This window comes from Paraburkholderia sp. BR10872, assembly GCF_040965835.1.
GTDB classification, from domain to species: domain Bacteria; phylum Pseudomonadota; class Gammaproteobacteria; order Burkholderiales; family Burkholderiaceae; genus Paraburkholderia; species Paraburkholderia nodosa_A.
On sequence record NZ_JBFRCN010000067.1, the window covers coordinates 1 to 18,276 of the forward strand.

Below are 18,276 nucleotides of genomic sequence, written 5' to 3' on the forward strand. Positions count from 1 at the left end.
TGAACACTACAATGAGCGCCACCCGCATAAAGCCCTGAAATACCGCTCGCCGCGCGAGTTCAGGCGCGCTGCGGTGCCATCAACCTAACGGTGTCCGCGTGTCCTGAGTTACAGGGGCAACTCCAGCGGGCCACAAGCGGCCATTCGACGTTGCTACCTGGATCGTTGACAACCACTGCCTTTCTGTTCAGCCAGCGAATTGCACAGAGCGCGTTCTACGTAGGGTTATTCGTGTCAGTCAGGTACTTACGAAAAAACGCGAGTACGTCTCCATTGAATTCTCTGTGAAAAGAGATACGGTCGAAGTCGGGTCTGTCGGTACAGATTTCCAGTGCGGACTGCATGAATTCAACCGAACAGGGTGCCATGAAGGAAAAATGCTGCGAATGGGGCACGAAGTGAACTTGCGGCATCGTCGGCATTTCGCCGACGATGCTCGCGACGCTCTCGCGCGTCACACCGCCCCCGCCAAGCTCGGATCTCCATAGTTGTACGGGAATCTTCACATTGGAAAAACTGTCTTTCGTGAAGAATATGCTAACTGGATCGGCAATCACAGCCGCCTTGATACGCGGATCATGAACGAGTTCAGGCACTTCTCCTTTGTGCACCTGATCGCAGAGCGGCGTATCCACCCCCTCACATAGACGCAGACTCTTTCCGAAGTAAGGGGTAGCGCCGACGGCAACCAGCCCAGTGTATCCACCGCGCGAGAAACCGAAGATGCCGATTTCGCTCGCGTTGATTCTGTCTGCGGCGGCCCATGGGCCAAGCATGAAGTCGATCAAACGCTTGATATCCGCTGGCCGCTCTACGAATACAGAGAAGTCTTTCGTGCGGGTCTTGTCCATCGCATTGTCACCAGGATGGCTTATCGCAGCGACCACGAAACCCGCATCCGCTAACGCTTCGGCCGTATCACTATGGTCGAGAAAAGTGCCGCCCGTACCGTGCGAAATCACAACGAGCGGTAGTTTCTCGCCCGTGACTGGACAGTCCTTGGCAACAGACAGCACGAACGGGCCCACTTTCTCGTCGCCTGGCGGTTGATTACACGGATACCAAACGGCTCCTTTGAGGGGCGGGAGCGATCCGCTGCCAGGAATCTCAATGAATCGAAAACCGGCTGCGTGCACCACTGAGGCCCCGAGACATAAGGCAGCGAAGAGAAAGCTGAAACGAATCATTTTTCTTCCTGATTTATCAACGCGATACGCTCCGATTTCAGCTTCAATACTACATGAATGGTTGCGGACGCACGCTTGCCCCTCCCGAGTTAAGCACGCCAAGCGGGGGAATTCCCGCTTCTAGCTCATCTCCAATGTCTCCTTCCGGGGGCATCGAAAGGCCGTTGTGGGGTCGCTTTATGCGTTTTGCATGAGTCGCGTCGAAGACGGTCATCGTGCTCTGTCGTGGGGCAGCGGTCGGCTCGATTTGACCCATTCGCTTTTTCATCGAACGGAGGAGCTCCAATCCGCGCGCTCGTTGATCTACGACCTTGCAGGCATTCTGCAAACCTCCAGCGATATAGTCTCGCTACTTTCGACACTACAGATCGACTGTCAACCGAAGGAGCATTAACGCGCCCCCAGCTCTTCCAAAACGCCGGAACCGTCTCGCGCTGCTGGCATATGTGCGCGCCCGGCAGCCTGTAAATTGAAGCGCAGGGATCGCCGCTTTCGCCACGCAGGTGATTGCCGGGAGCCGGCGATGTGGTGTCGATCCGATGAATCCCGGTTGGGGCTCGTCATGCATGGGAATGTCGCCTCAAGCACTGACCGGCCTCGCCTTCAGCATGCCTGCATGCAGGCATCGCGCCGTCAGGTGACCGGTCCTGGTCAACGGCACGCAGGCTCATGCGCGTACTGATGGGCGGCTGCCCTTTCCTGGACGCGAATGCTTCGACCGCAAAGCGAAGCGACGCTCCCCAGCAGAAGTGCCCCAGATCAGCAAAAAGACAGCTTGCAGGTCAAATGCGCTCCGATCTACCGCTTACCGGTTCGCGTCCGGGATGGGCCGGCAGGCATGCCTGGAGAATTCGGGCAGCCTCGCAATGCAGCTGGACGATGGCGTCGATTAGTAGTGGTAGCGACACGAAATGATGTTGATCTGCGCGCGGTCTATTTCGTACACCAGACGATTCGTCTCATCGATCCGGCGTGACCAGAAACCCGTCAGGTTTTCCTTCAATGGCTCGGGCTTGCCAATGCCCTCAAACGGGGAGCGCTGCGTATCCTTGATGAGTTGATTGATCCGCGTTAACGTCTTTCTATCCTGCCCCTGCCAGTAGACATAGTCGTCCCATGCCTCGGCGGTCCACATGATGTTCAAGGCGCGCTCATTCGCTGTCTTCGACCAGCTTGCGGGACTTGACCTTGCCCGACCTTGCCTGCGCGATTGAGCGCTCCAAATGGGCTACGTTGGCCGGGGAGCGCAGCAGGTGGACCGTTTCCATCAAACTGTCGTAATGCTCCTGAGACATGACGATCGCGTTGGGTGCGTCCCGCCGGGTAATGAGCGTAACGTCTACGTCATCCACTACCTGGTCAATGACGCGCTTCAGATTCGCGCGGGCGTCCGAAAAGGGAATCGTGCGCATGCACCCTCCTTCGAGGCAGATTTGTACCAAATATCGTACAAGTCTACCACGCGCCTCATTCATGTACAAGTACTTGTACATATCCTGCTGCACGCATCGCCAGCTTCCTCCGACGAGTACATTGGAGCGCATGAGACGCAAAATCACGCGGCAACACCTGCCAGCTGCACCTTCCTCGGAAAATGCAAGGACGTCGACCATCGACGCTCGAGACGCCCATGACAGCCAGAGGCAAGCGACCGAGCGCGCCACCTGCCCTGCCGGCTGAAGTAATGCGCCGGGAACCGGCGGTTAGGGGGTGTCGGTGGAGGGGACCGTTAGTTGCACGGTGGGCGGAAGCAAGGCCTTCGATGGTTGGCGCCCATCAGCACTGCCGCGCGCGCCGGCAATCTGGGCGCTTGGGATCCGGGCCCGCCAGCGGAACCGGACGCTGGCACGGCGCCGTGTCGCTTCTCCCCGGGCGAGATGACGATCGAACTGTACGAGCCCCCACCAACAACTCACTCCCGTTCAGGCAAGTCGACAGGGAATGCGCCCTTTTTTTGCTTCAAAAGCGCTTGCCGGTCTCTGATGCCAGATAGGTATAATCGCCGCCCGGGTGGGGCAAAAATCAAACAAGGGGACATGTCGTGCGCGCGACAATGGCAGTGGTAATGGCAATTGCGGCAATGAGTGTGACGACGGCGGCCGCGGCCTCCGTCGAGTATCGCGAACAACCGATGCCGCCGGATGTGTGTCACGGCATCGTCGCGAAACGGACCGAGGCAACAGGTCAGATCTCGGTCGGTGCGGCTGCGGGCAACGCATGTGTTTGCCAGCCTGCGGGCGCCGGACCGCGCGCCGCGGCAGCCCGCCCTGCGCCGCCGTCGGGCGATCATAAAGACCAGGATGACGACGGAGCACTCAAGGCGGGGGCAGCGATGCTCGGGCTTTGGCCGAAAGACTCCGGGAACCATACAGGTCATGTTGTGACCGGGCAGATTGTCCGCAACGTTCGGCACGAGCCGGTTGCTGCCGCACACGCGCCGGAGGGTGGATCGCATCACGCGTTCAGCTATGGCCGTCACGCAAACGTTTGGCATGCGCCGAGTGCTGTCGCGCGAACGACAACGGACGCGCCGCCGCATCGCGCTTCAACCGGCAACAGTAAGGACAACACCCGGCACAAGCCGGTCGCTGGCGCGCGCCTGGCGGCAAAGATACCGCCGCACAGTGACGGCTCGCGACGTTCGCTCGCAACTGCCGCCGCTCATCCGGTGCCGCATCATCGCCTCATCGTCGAGACGAAACCGATGCAACCGAAGGTCCTGCCAAACTCGCCACGACGGGAATTGCCACCCATTCTCAGTTGATACTGCATATAAACTGCGCAGAGATTCGCTCTCTGCGCTTCGTTTCGCGCAGCGGCACGTCGTGCGACATTCCCGCCAATCGCTCGATCTGGTCACGGCATGACGCATCGAGAGATCACCTGGCGTTCTCCGCGCTGCGTGCAATCGAAGCTGACGGGCCGTTAGTTGCATTGACTCATCGACCTCTTGCTGCTGCCGCTTGACATCTGCCCTCCGCGATTTTTTTGATGCGCCTTGTCCGTCAGCATGACGCGAGAGCGTCATTATGATGACGGGACGATGGAATTCATCCGCCTCAACCCCATGACGGAGGCTCAAATGGAATACCTGTTGATGATCTATTCGGAAGAAAACAGCTGGAACCAGATGACCGACAGCGAGCGACAGCAAGGCGTCGCCGCCTATCACGCATACACGGAATCGCTCCAGAAAGCGGGGGCGCTGGTGGGTGCCAACCGGCTGCAGCACACGAATACGGCCACGACCGTGCGGCTGGTCGACGGCAAGCCGCAGGTGCTCGACGGTCCGTACTCCGATTCGAAGGAGCAGCTCGCGGGCTACTACCTGATCGACGTACCCAACCTGGACGCGGCAATGGCGTGGGCGTCGCGGTGTCCAGGCGCGGCGCACGGCATCATGGAAGTGCGCCCGGTCTGGACCGCTCCGTACGACGCGCCATCTGCTGCATGAGCCAGTCCGGCGGCGGCCGTCACGCTGACGCCGCCGCACATCCCATTGCCGAGGCCGTCGCGCGCCGCAGTTATGGCAAGCTCGTCGCGCTGTTGGCGATGCGCACGCGCGACGTCGCCGCGGCCGAGGACGCACTCGCCGACGCGTTTGCGGCGGCGCTCACGGACTGGCCGGAGCACGGCTGCCCCGCGAGCCCCGAAGCCTGGCTGATGACCGTTGCGCGCCGCCGGGCGATAGATGGCGCACGCCATCGCCATGTCGGCGACGCAGTGGTGAACCAGCTCGCGATCCTCGCGGAAGAGATCGACGAGTGTGAGCCCGGCGCGTTGCCCGACCGGCGGCTCGCGCTGCTCTTCGCGTGCACTCACCCTGCACTCGAGGCCGCAATTCGCACGCCGCTGATGCTGCAGGTCGTGCTGGGCCTGGATGCGAAGACGATTGCATCCGCGTTTCTGATGTCTCCCGCCGCCATGAGCAAGCGCCTCGTGCGCGCGAAGACCAAGATCCGCGAAGCGGGCATTCCGTTCAGCGTGCCCGAGCGTGAGGAACTGCCCGGCCGGCTCGACTCAGTGCTTGAAGCTGTCTATGCAGCGTATGCGGAAGGTTGGACAGACCCGGTCGGCGGTGATACCGAACGGCGCGATCTAGCCGACGAGGCGCTGTATCTTGCACAATTGCTCGTCGAACTGCTGCCCGAGGAACCGGAGACGCTGGGTCTGCTTGCGCTGATGCTGTTTGCGCAGGCGCGGCGAGATGCCCGACGCGATGCGGCCGGCGATTACGTGCCACTATCGGCTCAGGACCCGGCAACATGGAACGCACCGATGATCGACGCAGCCAACGTACTGCTGCGGCGCGCGAACGCGTTAAATTCAATCGGTCGCTTTCAACTCGAGGCCGCGCTGCAGTCGGCGCATGTGCATCGCTGCCGATCGCATTGCCCGAACTGGGACGAGATCGTGCAACTTTACGATGGGCTGCTCGCCATTGCAGCTTCGCCCGTCATCGCGGTGAACCGCGCACTGGCACTGGCGGAACGCGACGGCCCACAGGCGGCGCTCGACGCGCTCGCGCCGTATGCGGACGATCCGCGGCTGACTGACTACCAGCCATACTGGGCCGCACGTGCCAATCTGCTCGCGCGTGCCGGCGCTACGACCGAAGCGCTTGACGCGTACGATCTCGCCATCGGCCTCGAGCGCGATCCGGCCGTGCGGCGGTTCCTGCAGCGCAAGAAACTGGAACTTGCATCGGCGAGCAGCTAGGGACGCGTGGCGATGCGAATGTCCGCAATGGAACGTGCAGCCGCCCCACGGCCGGGGGTCACCGACCGTCCGCTATGGCCGAGCTGCTGCGTCTCGTTGTCCGTTGGAAGCGCGTCGATTACCCGTGAATCATCTTGCCAGGTCCGTGATGTTGCGGCTGAATGGCGGCGAAAACGTGCGCCTCCTTCTGTAGCGCCGTCAGAATCTCAACGGCCTGGGCATACAGCACGAGGCCAGCAACACGCACGAACGTCTCACGCGAGCGCGCGATCGACGCAATCTGCTCCGAGCACACAAATACAGTTTCGCGGGCATCTCCCGCAATGACCGTGTCCTGAAGGATCTGCAACTGATGAATGATCCGAGCGAGGAATATGACTCCCTCACTCTTATGGGGAAGCGTCGCTGATAAACGTTCCAGGTCGTCAATCGTTTGACGCAGCCGCGATAAAGTCGCCCGATCCATTCTCGTCTTCTCCTTGTTTTCTTCCTCTTTCCACGGTGGGTCGATACAAAAAGTACCACTGACCAATCTCCGAACTCCGTTGCCATCTCTCGCCCAACCCTTCTTTATCGGCATCTACGCACGAGTCTGTAGATCCATACGACGAACCCGGTCTACGTTTATGCAAAACGCATTCACCGGGACAGGTTGAGCGCGGCGACGGCTTCGCCGTCCGTTTCATCGAGCGCCAGGGCGATGCACCTGTCGTATGTCGAGCCGCACTGGCCGCATATGGCGCCGGCGCACCACAACTTCGTCTACGATCCGTCACCCGGATGTGCCGGCTCGATGGCGAGATCGTTCGCCGCAAGATAGTTCTCGATCGCGCGGCGCATCGGACCGGCCACATCCGAGCCTTTATCAACCGCGCGCGAGGCATGTCCCTTGCGCGGAACCAGACGAACAAGCATACATTCGTGGATGGTGGGCCATCTCGATCCAGGACCCTTATGTCCGATTTTATCGAATCCGAAAATCATCGGTCTCGCAGAGACCGCATGACGGCGCTGGTGCGAACGATAGTGCGCACGCTGACCATTCTTGCGGCAAGCTATTTGCCGTGCGCGGGGCTGTCTGCTCAGCCAGCTGACAATGCCACCAGCTTGCGCGCCACCTACGAGAGCCTGAAACCACAACTCGATCATGCCGCGTTTCATCGCAGGCTGTATCTCGATTCCCGCGAGTCCCCCTCAACCGTCACGGGCGAAATCTACGCTGTGCTGGACTACCCATTCGGGACTGTCAGTGATGTATTTAATGACCCGACGCAGAGCCCGAAAAACTGGTGCGATGTGTTGATCCTGCATCCCAATATCAAGTACTGCCACGCCTCTGCCAACAGCAGCGGCGACACGCTGACCGTATACGTCAGTCAGGAGGAGGTCGCTGAAGAACTCGCGTCCACCTACCGCCTGCAATTCGATTACGAACCGGCAACCACCAGCCCGGGATACTTCCGGCTAAAACTGCACTCCGATAGCGGGCCGCTGAACACCCGCGATTATCAGATCGTTCTGGAAGCGGTGTCGCTCGGGAGTGGCCGCACGTTCCTGCACCTGACCTATGCGTATAGTTACGGGGCAATCGGGCGTCTCGCCATGAAGGGCTATCTCGCGACTTTCGGTCATGGCAAGGTCGGCTTCACCAACCTCGCGGAACCGTCCGCGGCAGAGCCGAAATTCGTCGACGGGGTGCGCGGTCTGGTGGAACGCAATACCATGCGTTACTACCTGGCCATCGATGCCTATCTCGGCGAACCGACGAGCCTACCGGACAATCGCGTGCAGCAGCGCCTGAGCAACTGGTTCAGTGCCAGCGAGCAATATCCACGGCAACTGCACGAAATTGACCGGCAGCAGTACATGGAGATGAAACAGGAAGAATACCGGCGCCAACAGGCGCGACCGTAGGGGCTTGCCACGCGCTGCTGCTGCACCGCGACGTTCTGCCTGCATGGCTGGCACGTGGATCACTCAGCAGCTGCCTGCAATTGCTTAGGCGAAAGCGCCGTTACCAGGCGTCTTCGACTGTCCGTAGTCTTCGATGATGCCGATCAGAACGTTGAGATCGGCCGGCTTGACCAGGTAATGATCGATACCGGCATCGGAAGCGCGGTTTCGATGGTCCTCCTGGCTGTAGCCGCTTATGGCAATAATCAGGCTGCGCGGCAACGCTTCGTCGGCACGAAGATGCTGCGCGACTTCGAAGCCTGACATACCAGGCAGTCCGATATCTAGCAGAATGACTTCCGGCAGAAATGCACGTGCTTGCAAGAGCGCTGTGGGGCCATCAGAGGCACGCTGAACCTGATGCCCATGTATGCGCAGAAATGCTTCAAGGCTTTCTGCTGTCGCGGTCATATCGTCGACGATCAGGACGCGCGCGCCTTGAGTGCGCCGTATCGGAACCACATTCGTCTGTGTTTTGGTCAACTGCTGAACCGCGCGCGCCGGCAAGCGGACGGTAAACCGGCTTCCTTTTCCCTGGCCCTCACTCTCGCACTGAACCGTGCCTCCATGCATTTCCGTGAGATGGCGCACGAGCGTCAGGCCGATGCCGAGGCCTCCCTGGCTGCGGTCCAGCGAAGTCTGCCCCTGTGCAAAGAGTTCAAAAACGTGTGGCAAAAACGCGGGATCGATACCAACGCCTTCGTCGGAGACGACAATCGAGGCTGTCGCGCCGTCATATTTTGTCGAGATGTACACGCGCTCCCCGGGCGACGTAAATTTGGACGCGTTGTTGAGCAGGTTTGTCACGATCTGCGAGAGCCTGACGATGTCACCCTCGATCACGACGTCGACATCCGGAGTTTCGCGTATCAGGGTTTGCGAACGCCTGCTGTAGTGCGGTCCGCTCGCCTCGATTGCCCGGTCGATGACGCTCGACAGGAGCACGAATTCCGTACGAAGGGTGACCACGCCGCGCGCAATTCGCGAGACGTCGAGGAGGTCGTCCACAATGCGCACGAGATGCTCCGCCTGCGTTCCGATAATGTCGCTGCCCCATCGCAGCACGTGGGGATCCGTCGACTTGGCACTTCGCATCACCGCCACGGCATTGACGATAGGCGCAAGCGGATTGCGCAGTTCGTGCGCAAGCATCGCCAGAAATTCATTTTTGCGCCGGTCGCCATCGCGGATCGCCGAGAAAAGCAAGGCGTTTTCGAGCGCGATTGCCGCACGGCTCACAAACTCGCGCGTCACGGGCCCTTCGTCGATGCGTTCGATCGAGTGGCGCACGCCCAGCACGATGACGCAGGGTTGGGCGGCGTCGACCAGTAACGGCCAGGCCGTCATTGCGTCCAGTTCGAGGGGCATCCCGGTAACGCTGCCGTCGTCGTGGCTGGACGCCAGCACCGGGCTCCCGTCGATCTGGCGCGTTGCCGGGAGGCCCTTCGAGAGGCACTCTTTGACCAGATCGTCGAGTGCCTGCAAAGGCAAAGTCCGCGGCAGCAGGACGCCAGCCGCCTCGGTTTGAGCGCCTGCGTACGCAGCGTTCGAAATGTACGCAACGGTTTTCGGCGCTACGCCTTCCCCCGCGGTGAACACCAGAACCGCGAGGTCGGCGAGCGCGGGCACGGGCAGTTCAACGATCCTCGCAACGGTATCGTCGACCTCCAGCGAGCGGGTCAGCGCCTGACTCGCGCGGGCGAGAAAGTCGGCTCGGTATCGCGCCTGTTCGGCAGCCGCGCGCTGCGCCTCGACTTTTGCAAGTTCTTCGCGCTCGGCCGCGCGCGCGAGTAGCTGGTTGCGCATCCGGTACATGTCGACAAAAACGCGGACCTTCGCCCGCAGTATTTCCGGAACGACAGGCGAGGATATATAGTCGACAGCGCCCAGTGAATAGCCGCGCGACATTTCCTTTTCATCCACATAAGCGGTGACAAAGATAATGGGCGTTTGCCTGGTTCGCCGGTACGCGCGCATCATCGACGCCGTCTCCAGTCCGTCCATGCCTGGCATGTTCACATCCAGCAGGATGACTGCGAATTCCTGTTCGAGCACGGCCGCAAGTGCGGCCCGCCCGGATGAAACCTCCACGATGTTCTCGCGGAGTTCTTCGAGAACGCTGCGAAGAACGAGGTGCTGTTCAGGCACATCGTCGACGACAAGAATGTTGACCTGATCGCCCTCTTCCCGCGAATACGTTTCCATGGTAGTTCCTACGCATGAAGCCACGCGTTCAGGACGGCAAGCAGATCGGCGCGGTCCACGGGCTTTGAGAGGTAGTCCCACGCGCCTGCGGCGATGCACCGTTCGCGGTCGCCTTTCATTGCCTTGGCGGTTACGGCAACGATCGGCAAGGTTCGACCGGCAGACAGCTTGCGGATCTCGCGAATCGTCATGAGGCCATCCATCTCGGGCATCATGATATCCATCAGCACGGCGTCGATTGCAGGGTCAGTTGCGACCAGACGGATCGCGTCGCGTCCATTGTCGGCCCAGACGTGACGCATGCCGTAGTCTTCGACAACGGTCGCGAGAGCGAAGATGTTGCGCATGTCATCGTCGACGATCAGCACCTTCTTGCCTGTTAGCGCGATTTCCGACTCCCGCAAGCTCTCCAGTTCCGCCTGCGCCTGCTTGCCGAGTCGACCGGAGCCGACATGCATCGCGGCGACTGTCGTATCGAGCAGATGCGCCGGTGTAGAGACCGGCATGACAACGTACCGCTCGGCCGCGCCCAGCCAACGCGCCGGTAACGCTCCCCGTTCCCCGATCAGGACCACCGGCAGCGGCGAAAAAGCTGTACGCCCGGGCAGCGCCTCGTGCAGTTCGTCGGGCGACATGCTACTCAATCCGTCGACGTCCATGACCAGCGCGTCCACCGACTGTGAAGCGAGGCACCTAAACGTTTCGTGACCGGGCACGGCCAACTGCAACGCGATGCGCTCGCCTGCCAGACGCTGAATAAGCGTTTCGCGCTGCGGCGTTGGCGCTAGCGTAACCAGTACCCGGCGAGCATCGGTTTCCACGTATTTCATCAGCCGGCCCAACGCTTCGTCCAATTGCTCGCGCGACTGGATCGGCTTGGGCAGAAAGCCGAAAGCGCCCGAACTGAACGCGCGCTCGCGTGACTCGTCCGTGGAGACCACGCAAACCGGTACATGACGCGTCGTCAGATCGTGCTTCAAGCGGGACAAAACGCGCCACCCTTCCATATCGGGCAGCAACAGGTCCAAGGTAACGGCAGCTGGCTTGAACTGGTCCGCAAGCGTCAACGCCACGGAACCCAATGACGTCACGAGCCCTTTGAAGCCCTTTTCACGCGCCGCGTCAAGCAGAAAGCCCGCAAACGGGCGATCGTTCTCGACAATCAGCAGCACACGATCGCCCCGCGCGATGTTGCTTCGATCGTCCTGCGCTTCGTCAGCGAAGCTTGCGACTTCTTCCACCACGGCGGTTACAGGTTCACGCACCGCGGGGCCAGTGACCGACTCCAACCGTGCTCGAGAATTCAATACGGCTACCGAACCGCGTGGCTCGTCATGGGTGGCCGTCCTGCGCAGCGCCTTGCCGGGTTCATTCCCGTACGGGAGATACAGGGTGAAAGTGCTGCCCTTGTTTGGCGAACTGATGAGCCTGATTTCCCCTCCCAGCAGCTTGGACAGTTCGCGACTGATTGCAAGACCAAGGCCGGTACCCCCGTACTTGCGGCTCGTGCTGCCGTCGGCCTGCTGGAATGCCTCAAAGATAATTTGCTGTTTCTCCGCCGAGATACCAATGCCGGTGTCGGACACGGAAAACGCAATGACCTGGTGCGCACGATTCAGGCTCTCGTTATCCGCTGTCCAGCCGTCGAAGGCCTCTTCGATCGATAACGTGACATGCCCTTCGTGGGTGAACTTGAACGCGTTGGAAAGCAGGTTCTTGAGGATCTGCTGAAGGCGCTTCGGATCGGTATGGAGGGACGCGGGAAGTTGTGCTTCCGTGTGAATCATGAAGTCGACCTTGCGGGCTTCGGCCACATGACGGAACGTGCGTTCAACGTATACGGTGAGATCCTCAATTCGATGCTCGGTGATGTCCACGACTACCGTGCCCGACTCGATCTTCGAAAGATCGAGGATGTCGTTAATGAGCATCAACAGATCGTTACCCGACGAATGAATCGCTTTCGCGAAATCGACCTGTTTCGGCGAGAGGTTGCCGTCCGCGTTCTTGCACAGGTTGTCTGAGAGAATCAGCAAACTGTTCAGCGGTGTGCGCAGTTCGTGAGACATATTGGCGAGAAACTCGGACTTGTACTTCGAGGTCAACGCCAGTTGTGTTGCCTTTTCTTCGAGCGCCTGTCGCGCCTGCTCGACTTCGGCGTTCTTGCGTTCGACCTCTTCGTTCTGGTGCGCAAGGAGGTGCGCTTTCTCCTGCAACTGCTGGTTGGTCTGCTCGAGTTCCTCCTGCCGGCTCTGCAACTCGTTGGCTAGCGTCTGGGACTGTTTCAACAGGTCCTCGGTGCGGGAATTTGCCTCGATCGTGTTGATCACGATGCCGATACTCTCCGTCAACTGATCGAGAAACGCCTGGTGCGTGGGATTGAGCCGCTCAACCGATGCGAGTTCGATGACACCCTTGACCTTCGCCTCGAACACGACGGGCAGAACGAGCACGTTGTGAGGCGTTGCGTCAAGGAGTCCGGACATAATACGGAAGGGCTCGGTTGCGGGCGACTCAAGCAGAATCTTGCGTCTTTCGACTGCGCACTGGCCGATCAATCCCTCACCGAGATGAATCTGCTTGCCGTGCGTAGCGTGCCCGCCCGAAGCGTAGCTCGCGGTAAGACGAAGGGATGCCGGGCTGGAAGCGGTATCCAGCACATAAAATTCGGCGCGTTGCACGCCAACTACCGGGGCAAGTTCGGAAAGAATCAGCTCGCCGACCGCAACGAGATCTTTCTGGCCCTGCAACATCCGGCTGAATTTGGCGAGATTGGTTTTCAGCCAGTCCTGCTCCGTATTGACCTGGGTAGTGTCCTTCAGGTTACGGATCATTTCGTTGATCGTGTCTTTGAGCGCTGCAACCTCACCCTGGGCCTCAACGGTGATGGAGCGAGTCAGATCGCCCTGGGTCACCGCGGTCGCGACTTCGGCAATCGCGCGCACCTGGGTGGTCAGGTTTGCGGCGAGCTGGTTCACGTTTTCTGTAAGCCCCTTCCACGTTCCCGAGGCGCCTGGCACCTTGGCCTGCCCACCCAGCTTGCCCTCGACGCCCACCTCGCGAGCCACCGTGGTCACCTGGTCCGCGAAGGTTGCCAGCGTGTCGGTCATGCTGTTGATGGTATCGGCGAGCGCTGCGATCTCGCCTTTTGCTTCGACGGTCAGCTTGCGATCGAGATCGCCGTCCGCGACAGCCGTCACGACCCTGGCAATGCCGCGCACCTGGCTCGTCAGATTGCCGGCCATGAAGTTCACGTTGTCGGTCAGATCCTTCCAGGTCCCGGCCACCCCTTGCACATCGGCCTGACCACCGAGCTTGCCTTCAGTGCCGACCTCCCGGGCTACACGGGTCACCTCGGAGGCAAACGAACGCAACTGGTCGACCATCGTATTGATGGTATTTTTGAGCTCGAGGATCTCGCCTTTCACATCGACCGTGATTTTCTTCGAGAGATCGCCGGCTGCCACTGCCTTGGTCACATCCGCGATATTGCGTACCTGGCTCGTGAGGTTGCCCGCCATGAAGTTCACGTTGTCGGTCAGGTCTTTCCACGTTCCTGCCACGCCCCGCACATCGGCCTGGCCGCCGAGCTTGCCGAGCGTGCCGACTTCGCGCGCCACCCGCGTGACTTCAGAGGCGAATGAGCCGAGCTGGTCGACCATGGTGTTGATGGTGTTTTTCAGTTCGAGGATTTCGCCCTTCACGTCCACCGTGATTTTCTTTGACAAGTCACCGGCAGCCACAGCCTTGGTCACGTCCGCAATGTTGCGCACCTGGCTCGTGAGATTCCCCGCCATGAAATTGACGTTGTCGGTCAGATCCTTCCAGGTGCCGGCAACGCCCTGCACGTCGGCCTGCCCGCCGAGCTTGCCTTCCGTGCCCACCTCGCGGGCCACGCGCGTAACCTCCGAGGCAAACGAGCGGAGCTGGTCCACCATCGTATTGATGGTGTCCTTCAGTTCCAGAATCTCGCCTTTTACGTCAACGGTGATCTTCTTTGACAAGTCACCCGCCGCGACTGCCGTCGTGACGTCCGCGATGTTGCGAACCTGTGCGGTCAGGTTGCTGCCCATCGAATTGACCGAGTCGGTCAGGTCCTTCCATGTGCCCGCTACGCCCTGCACATTCGCCTGGCCGCCGAGTTTGCCATCGGTGCCCACCTCGCGCGCCACCCGGGTGACTTCGGATGCGAAAGAGCCGAGCTGGTCCACCATGGTATTGATGGTGTTCTTGAGTTCCAGGATCTCGCCTTTCACGTCCACGGTAATCTTCTTTGAAAGATCCCCGGCCGCAACGGCTGTGGTCACTTCGGCGATATTGCGCACCTGCGCGGTGAGATTGCTGCCCATTGAATTGACCGAGTCGGTCAAATCCTTCCACGTGCCGGCCACGCCCTGCACGTCCGCCTGGCCGCCGAGCTTGCCTTCCGTGCCGACTTCGCGGGCAACTCGCGTCACCTCCGAAGCAAACGAACGCAACTGATCCACCATCGTATTGATGGTGTTTTTCAGTTCCAGGATTTCGCCCTTTACGTCGACGGTGATCTTTTTCGACAGATCGCCCGCGGCGACGGCGGTGGTCACCCCGGCAATGTTGCGCACCTGCGCGGTGAGGTTGCTACCCATCGAATTGACCGAGTCGGTCAGATCCTTCCACGTGCCGGCCACGCCCTGCACGTCGGCCTGGCCACCGAGCTTGCCTTCCGTGCCCACTTCGCGGGCCACACGGGTCACCTCCGAGGCAAACGACCGCAACTGATCCACCATCGTGTTGATGGTGTTCTTCAGCTCGAGAATCTCCCCTTTCACATCAACCGTAATCTTCTTGGAAAGATCGCCGGCAGCGACGGCCTTCGTGACCTCCGCGATATTGCGAACCTGACTCGTCAGGTTGCCTGCCATGAAGTTGACATTGTCGGTGAGATCCTTCCATGTGCCGGCAACCCCCTGGACATCCGCCTGTCCACCGAGCCGGCCTTCCGTGCCGACTTCGCGGGCGACCCGTGTCACTTCCGAAGCGAATGAGCGAAGCTGGTCCACCATCGTGTTGATGGCGTTCTTCAGTTCGAGAATTTCGCCTTTCACGTCGACCGTGATTTTCTTCGAAAGATCGCCGGCGGCGACAGCCATGGTCACTTCCGCGATATTGCGCACCTGGCTGGTCAGGTTGCCGGCCATGGAGTTGACGGAGTCGGTCAAGTCCTTCCAGGTTCCTGCAACACCCTGGACGTCGGCCTGGCCACCGAGCTTGCCTTCGGTGCCCACTTCGCGCGCCACACGTGTGACTTCGGCCGCGAAGGTGCCCAGCTGATCAACCATGGTGTTGATCGTGCGTGCCGTGCGGAGAAATTCGCCCTGCAATGCGCGGCCATCGGCTTCGAACGCCATGTTTTTGGAGAGGTCGCCCTGGGCCACCGCGCCGATTACGCGAGCGACCTCACTCGTGGGGTGTACCAGATCGCCGATCAGCGAGTTAATGGCATCCACCGAGTCGCGCCAGAACCCGCGGGCAGCCGGCAACGCGGCACGTTCGTTGAGACGCCCTTCTTTTCCGACGACCCGGCTCAGACGCGCGAGCTCTTCCGACATGCGTACGTTCTGGTCGACGAGTTCATTGAACACCTGGGCCAGCCTGCCGTGCAGACCCGACCAATCGGGCGGCAGTTCCGCCGTTTCGCCGTCCTTAAGCGCACTCAGCGCGAGAAGCACCGTTTTCGCACGGTCCGTGTCAGGTTCGCCTCGCAGGATGATTGCATTGATATTGGCGGCGTGATCGAGCCAGAAGCCTTCGAGTGCTTCGGCGGACAGGCGCCTTCCGATATCGCCGGGCGTGCGCACAGTCAGATCGCTCGCCACATCCCGCAGCTGGACAGACATCCTGCCGCATTGCGCGGCAAGCAGGTTGTATTCGGCCGCAACTTCACCGTACAGGCCCTCCCAGTCGTCCGGCAATCGCGCTGCGGCGTCGCCGCGCCGGAAAGCGCCCAACGTACGAGCGATTCGCCCAAGGTTGTTTTCCTCCGCCACCGTCGTCATAACCGTAGGAGCGTCCATTTTCACCTCGTGGCCGGGAAAGCCGAGCGGAACCCGATGCAGCCGAGTCATCTGTTTTGTTCTAGTCGATGCAATGCGCCGACGTGCTGAGGCGGTAGTCAGCCTGGCAAAAGTCGGAGAACCGGTATTGATGCTGCATGAAGCGCGGTGGATGGGGAGCAAGAAACGCGCCCGTATCTTTCATTTAGCAAACACCGTAAATGGCGGTCGGCGCGGCGCCGGTCAGGGTATTGACCAGCGAACACCGCCTTTGCAAAAAAAATGGCACCGGCCGCTAAAAGCCGATGCCCCATTTGCCGCTCTGGAGGAAGTTTTACAGCAGCTCCGTTCAGGCTCACCCGTGGGACTATTCGTCCCACGGAGGTCGTGTTGCTCTCACAAGTCCGTCGGGTTATTCATTCCGGGATCACGTCCCGGAAGCTCCCCAGTCGCCAGCCAGTATGGACGGCGGTTGTAGTAGTCATGCAGTTGCGTCCCCCACGTCGAATCAGCCATCGATGGCCAGTGATCCTTATCGAATCCGGGATCGTCCTTGATTCGTTGAGCCTGGATGTCGACACGGAAGCACTTCTCATTGGTGTCCAGCGTCAGTGCGTTCCACGGAATGGCGTGAAGCGTATTACCCATGCCGAGGAATCCGCCCTCAGCCAGGACTGCGTACGCGACGCGCCCGCTACGTACATCGAGCATGATGTCGGAGATCTTGCCGACGTGTTCACCGTCAGCAGAAATCACCTTGTCGCCGTCGAGCGTGGCCGCGGCCATGATTTCGGGCCCCGGGCCTTCGCCGACGCCCCCGCCGACGATCTGTGCGCCAGTGCCCCCTGCCTGGGGATCAAGGATAGTCATGTTGCGCTCCTTTCGGTTAAGAGTTGCGCTCGCTCTAGCGCACGCCGCGTGCCACGCTGCCGTTCGCACATGAATTTAACCCGCGTCTCATTGTCGTGGCGCAATGGGTCGAGCTTCGCGTCGAGCAACACATGATCGTCGCCGAAGTGCGGTCCGCTCAGCGTGCAAGACGCAACCGGACATTGCGCACGATCCAGCCAGCCAGACCGGTGCGCATCACGACGGGCAAGACGCGTCTCGGGCCGATAAGCAGGGCGCCCAGCGTGAAGCATCCGAGCATGGCGAGGAGCGGCGCGGCGGACACCGGGCGGACGACGCTCGCCAGGCTACGCGAATGTGCACGGGCGGCAGCGTGCCCGGCTGCCCGCGAGCGAACGTTGGCCGCAAGCAATCGCACGCGCGTCAATTCCATATGAGTAAGCAGGACGGCTTCAGATGCCTGACGATTCAATCGGGAGCGACGACTCATTTAAGCGCCTCGTTGAGCGTTTCAAGGTCCGCTTGCAATTCGCTCTTGAGTACCGCGAACGAACGCGCCGGCTTTTGTGCGCGCAATACCAGCAATGCGGTGATCGAGGCGAATAGCCAGAGCACCGCTATGCTCCACACGACAGTGAGGAAATAGCGTGTATTCCACGCGGATGCGATCAGCGCGACGCAAAAAAATGAGAGCGTGAATAACCCACTTACGGCGAGAGCCACGAGCGCGAGGATTTCGCGCGTCATGGATGTGCGTGCCTCGGACAGTTCGAGTGACAGCAGTTGCCCATAGTCCGTTGTGCGGACCGCGAGAAATCGCAACACGTTGTGCCAGCGGTCGAGTTTCGCGTGAATTGTCATGGTCCACCTCGCACATGCGGCGTGCCGGCAACATCCGTCTGGTTCAGGTCCGCTTATTCGCGGCTCGCTCCCCATAACGCTCCGAGCGCGAAGCCGATGCCCACGGCGATACCCACGGTCGCCAGGGGATTGTCCGCAATCGTCTCGCGCGTCACGACCGCCGCGTCGGTCGCCAGCTGTTGTGACTTGCCGCATAGCGCCTTTGCCTTGCCCGACAATCTGGTACTCGCGTCGCCCAGCATTTCGCCGACCGCCTCTTGCGCGTCGCCCGCAAGTTCACGGACCCTGCCTTCGGTTTTCGTGGTTCCCATTTTCATGTCTCTCTCCCAGTCAGCCTGCCTGCACAATGCGCGAAACCGCGCAAATCGCTATCGACAAGAGCCCATGCGCAACGGGCGTGCCAACCACGCGAGCGCCGCTGCCGGGCTTCGCAGCCCTCCTGCCGACGCAGACGAGCGCCTCTGCGCCAT

Annotated in this window: 14 protein-coding genes; 4 read left to right on the forward strand and 10 right to left on the reverse strand. The window is 60.6% G+C overall.

Annotation, left to right across the window (positions count from 1 at the left end):
- Positions 1 to 215 precede the first annotated feature (215 nt).
- From AB4Y43_RS35090 to AB4Y43_RS35100, 3 genes are all read right to left on the reverse strand, one after another.
- On the reverse strand, positions 216 to 1,187 hold the full coding sequence (locus AB4Y43_RS35090; RefSeq protein WP_368729878.1) for an alpha/beta hydrolase family protein: 972 nt from the start codon (positions 1,185 to 1,187) through the stop codon (positions 216 to 218).
- Between the two features lie 889 nt (positions 1,188 to 2,076).
- Positions 2,077 to 2,322, reverse strand: coding sequence for a Txe/YoeB family addiction module toxin (locus AB4Y43_RS35095; RefSeq protein ID WP_368729894.1), 246 nt, complete (start codon positions 2,320 to 2,322; stop codon positions 2,077 to 2,079).
- Between the two features lie 16 nt (positions 2,323 to 2,338).
- Positions 2,339 to 2,599: a type II toxin-antitoxin system Phd/YefM family antitoxin gene (locus AB4Y43_RS35100; RefSeq protein ID WP_069262059.1), complete on the reverse strand. Its 261-nt coding sequence runs from the start codon at positions 2,597 to 2,599 to the stop codon at positions 2,339 to 2,341.
- A 668-nt stretch (positions 2,600 to 3,267) separates the two neighbouring features.
- Here AB4Y43_RS35100 and AB4Y43_RS35105 point away from each other — a divergent pair.
- The 3 genes from AB4Y43_RS35105 to AB4Y43_RS35115 all read left to right on the forward strand — a co-directional run bounded on the left by AB4Y43_RS35105 (position 3,268) and on the right by AB4Y43_RS35115 (position 5,906).
- Entirely contained in the window at positions 3,268 to 3,951 is a 684-nt protein-coding gene (locus AB4Y43_RS35105; RefSeq protein ID WP_368729879.1) for a hypothetical protein, read from the forward strand.
- 318 nt (positions 3,952 to 4,269) lie between these two features.
- Positions 4,270 to 4,641, forward strand: coding sequence for a YciI family protein (locus tag AB4Y43_RS35110; protein WP_069262408.1), 372 nt, complete (start codon positions 4,270 to 4,272; stop codon positions 4,639 to 4,641).
- Positions 4,638 to 5,906 (forward strand): RNA polymerase sigma factor, encoded by a 1,269-nt coding sequence (locus AB4Y43_RS35115; protein ID WP_368684380.1) that lies wholly within the window; start codon positions 4,638 to 4,640, stop codon positions 5,904 to 5,906. The genes AB4Y43_RS35110 and AB4Y43_RS35115 overlap by 4 nt, the downstream gene beginning before the upstream one ends.
- Before the next feature lie 118 nt (positions 5,907 to 6,024).
- On the opposite strand, the gene AB4Y43_RS35120 is transcribed toward AB4Y43_RS35115, so the two are convergent.
- Entirely contained in the window at positions 6,025 to 6,372 is a 348-nt protein-coding gene (locus AB4Y43_RS35120; protein WP_069262062.1) for a hypothetical protein, read from the reverse strand.
- Positions 6,373 to 6,908: 536 nt separating this feature from the next.
- Here AB4Y43_RS35120 and AB4Y43_RS35125 point away from each other — a divergent pair.
- On the forward strand, positions 6,909 to 7,820 hold the full coding sequence (locus AB4Y43_RS35125; protein ID WP_368729880.1) for a hypothetical protein: 912 nt from the start codon (positions 6,909 to 6,911) through the stop codon (positions 7,818 to 7,820).
- Positions 7,821 to 7,904: 84 nt separating this feature from the next.
- On the opposite strand, the gene AB4Y43_RS35130 is transcribed toward AB4Y43_RS35125, so the two are convergent.
- From AB4Y43_RS35130 to AB4Y43_RS35155, 6 genes are all read right to left on the reverse strand, one after another.
- Positions 7,905 to 10,064 carry a response regulator gene (locus AB4Y43_RS35130; protein ID WP_368729881.1) on the reverse strand — a complete coding sequence of 720 codons (2,160 nt, stop codon included), beginning with the start codon at positions 10,062 to 10,064 and terminating at the stop codon, positions 7,905 to 7,907.
- Positions 10,065 to 10,072: 8 nt separating this feature from the next.
- Positions 10,073 to 16,117 (reverse strand): HAMP domain-containing protein, encoded by a 6,045-nt coding sequence (locus AB4Y43_RS35135; RefSeq protein WP_368729882.1) that lies wholly within the window; start codon positions 16,115 to 16,117, stop codon positions 10,073 to 10,075.
- A gap of 375 nt (positions 16,118 to 16,492) precedes the next feature.
- Entirely contained in the window at positions 16,493 to 16,966 is a 474-nt protein-coding gene (locus AB4Y43_RS35140; RefSeq protein WP_069262064.1) for a PRC-barrel domain-containing protein, read from the reverse strand.
- 157 nt (positions 16,967 to 17,123) lie between these two features.
- A complete protein-coding gene (locus AB4Y43_RS35145; protein ID WP_342948107.1) occupies positions 17,124 to 17,435 on the reverse strand; it encodes a hypothetical protein in 312 nt (103 codons plus the stop codon).
- The gene (locus AB4Y43_RS35150; RefSeq protein WP_069262066.1) at positions 17,432 to 17,806 is read right to left on the reverse strand and encodes a hypothetical protein; all 375 of its coding nucleotides are present in this window, start codon (positions 17,804 to 17,806) and stop codon (positions 17,432 to 17,434) included. Before AB4Y43_RS35150 ends, AB4Y43_RS35145 begins: the two co-directional genes overlap by 4 nt.
- Before the next feature lie 53 nt (positions 17,807 to 17,859).
- A complete protein-coding gene (locus tag AB4Y43_RS35155) occupies positions 17,860 to 18,123 on the reverse strand; it encodes a CsbD family protein (RefSeq protein WP_368684375.1) in 264 nt (87 codons plus the stop codon).
- Between the last annotated feature and the right edge of the window lie 153 nt (positions 18,124 to 18,276).

Excerpts from the sequence above, each read along its gene's own strand:
- AB4Y43_RS35090 (WP_368729878.1), bottom strand. The coding sequence starts at position 1,187 with ATGATTCGTTTCAGCTTTCTCTTCGCTGCCTTATGTCTCGGGGCCTCA.
- AB4Y43_RS35095 (WP_368729894.1), bottom strand. The coding sequence starts at position 2,322 with ATGTGGACCGCCGAGGCATGGGACGACTATGTCTACTGGCAGGGGCAG.
- AB4Y43_RS35100 (WP_069262059.1), bottom strand. The coding sequence starts at position 2,599 with ATGCGCACGATTCCCTTTTCGGACGCCCGCGCGAATCTGAAGCGCGTC.
- AB4Y43_RS35105 (WP_368729879.1), top strand. The coding sequence starts at position 3,268 with ATGAGTGTGACGACGGCGGCCGCGGCCTCCGTCGAGTATCGCGAACAA.
- AB4Y43_RS35110 (WP_069262408.1), top strand. The coding sequence starts at position 4,270 with ATGGAATACCTGTTGATGATCTATTCGGAAGAAAACAGCTGGAACCAG.
- AB4Y43_RS35115 (WP_368684380.1), top strand. The coding sequence starts at position 4,638 with ATGAGCCAGTCCGGCGGCGGCCGTCACGCTGACGCCGCCGCACATCCC.
- AB4Y43_RS35120 (WP_069262062.1), bottom strand. The coding sequence starts at position 6,372 with ATGGATCGGGCGACTTTATCGCGGCTGCGTCAAACGATTGACGACCTG.
- AB4Y43_RS35125 (WP_368729880.1), top strand. The coding sequence starts at position 6,909 with ATGACGGCGCTGGTGCGAACGATAGTGCGCACGCTGACCATTCTTGCG.
- AB4Y43_RS35130 (WP_368729881.1), bottom strand. The coding sequence starts at position 10,064 with ATGGAAACGTATTCGCGGGAAGAGGGCGATCAGGTCAACATTCTTGTC.
- AB4Y43_RS35135 (WP_368729882.1), bottom strand. The coding sequence starts at position 16,117 with ATGGACGCTCCTACGGTTATGACGACGGTGGCGGAGGAAAACAACCTT.
- AB4Y43_RS35140 (WP_069262064.1), bottom strand. The coding sequence starts at position 16,966 with ATGACTATCCTTGATCCCCAGGCAGGGGGCACTGGCGCACAGATCGTC.
- AB4Y43_RS35145 (WP_342948107.1), bottom strand. The coding sequence starts at position 17,435 with ATGAGTCGTCGCTCCCGATTGAATCGTCAGGCATCTGAAGCCGTCCTG.
- AB4Y43_RS35150 (WP_069262066.1), bottom strand. The coding sequence starts at position 17,806 with ATGACAATTCACGCGAAACTCGACCGCTGGCACAACGTGTTGCGATTT.
- AB4Y43_RS35155 (WP_368684375.1), bottom strand. The coding sequence starts at position 18,123 with ATGAAAATGGGAACCACGAAAACCGAAGGCAGGGTCCGTGAACTTGCG.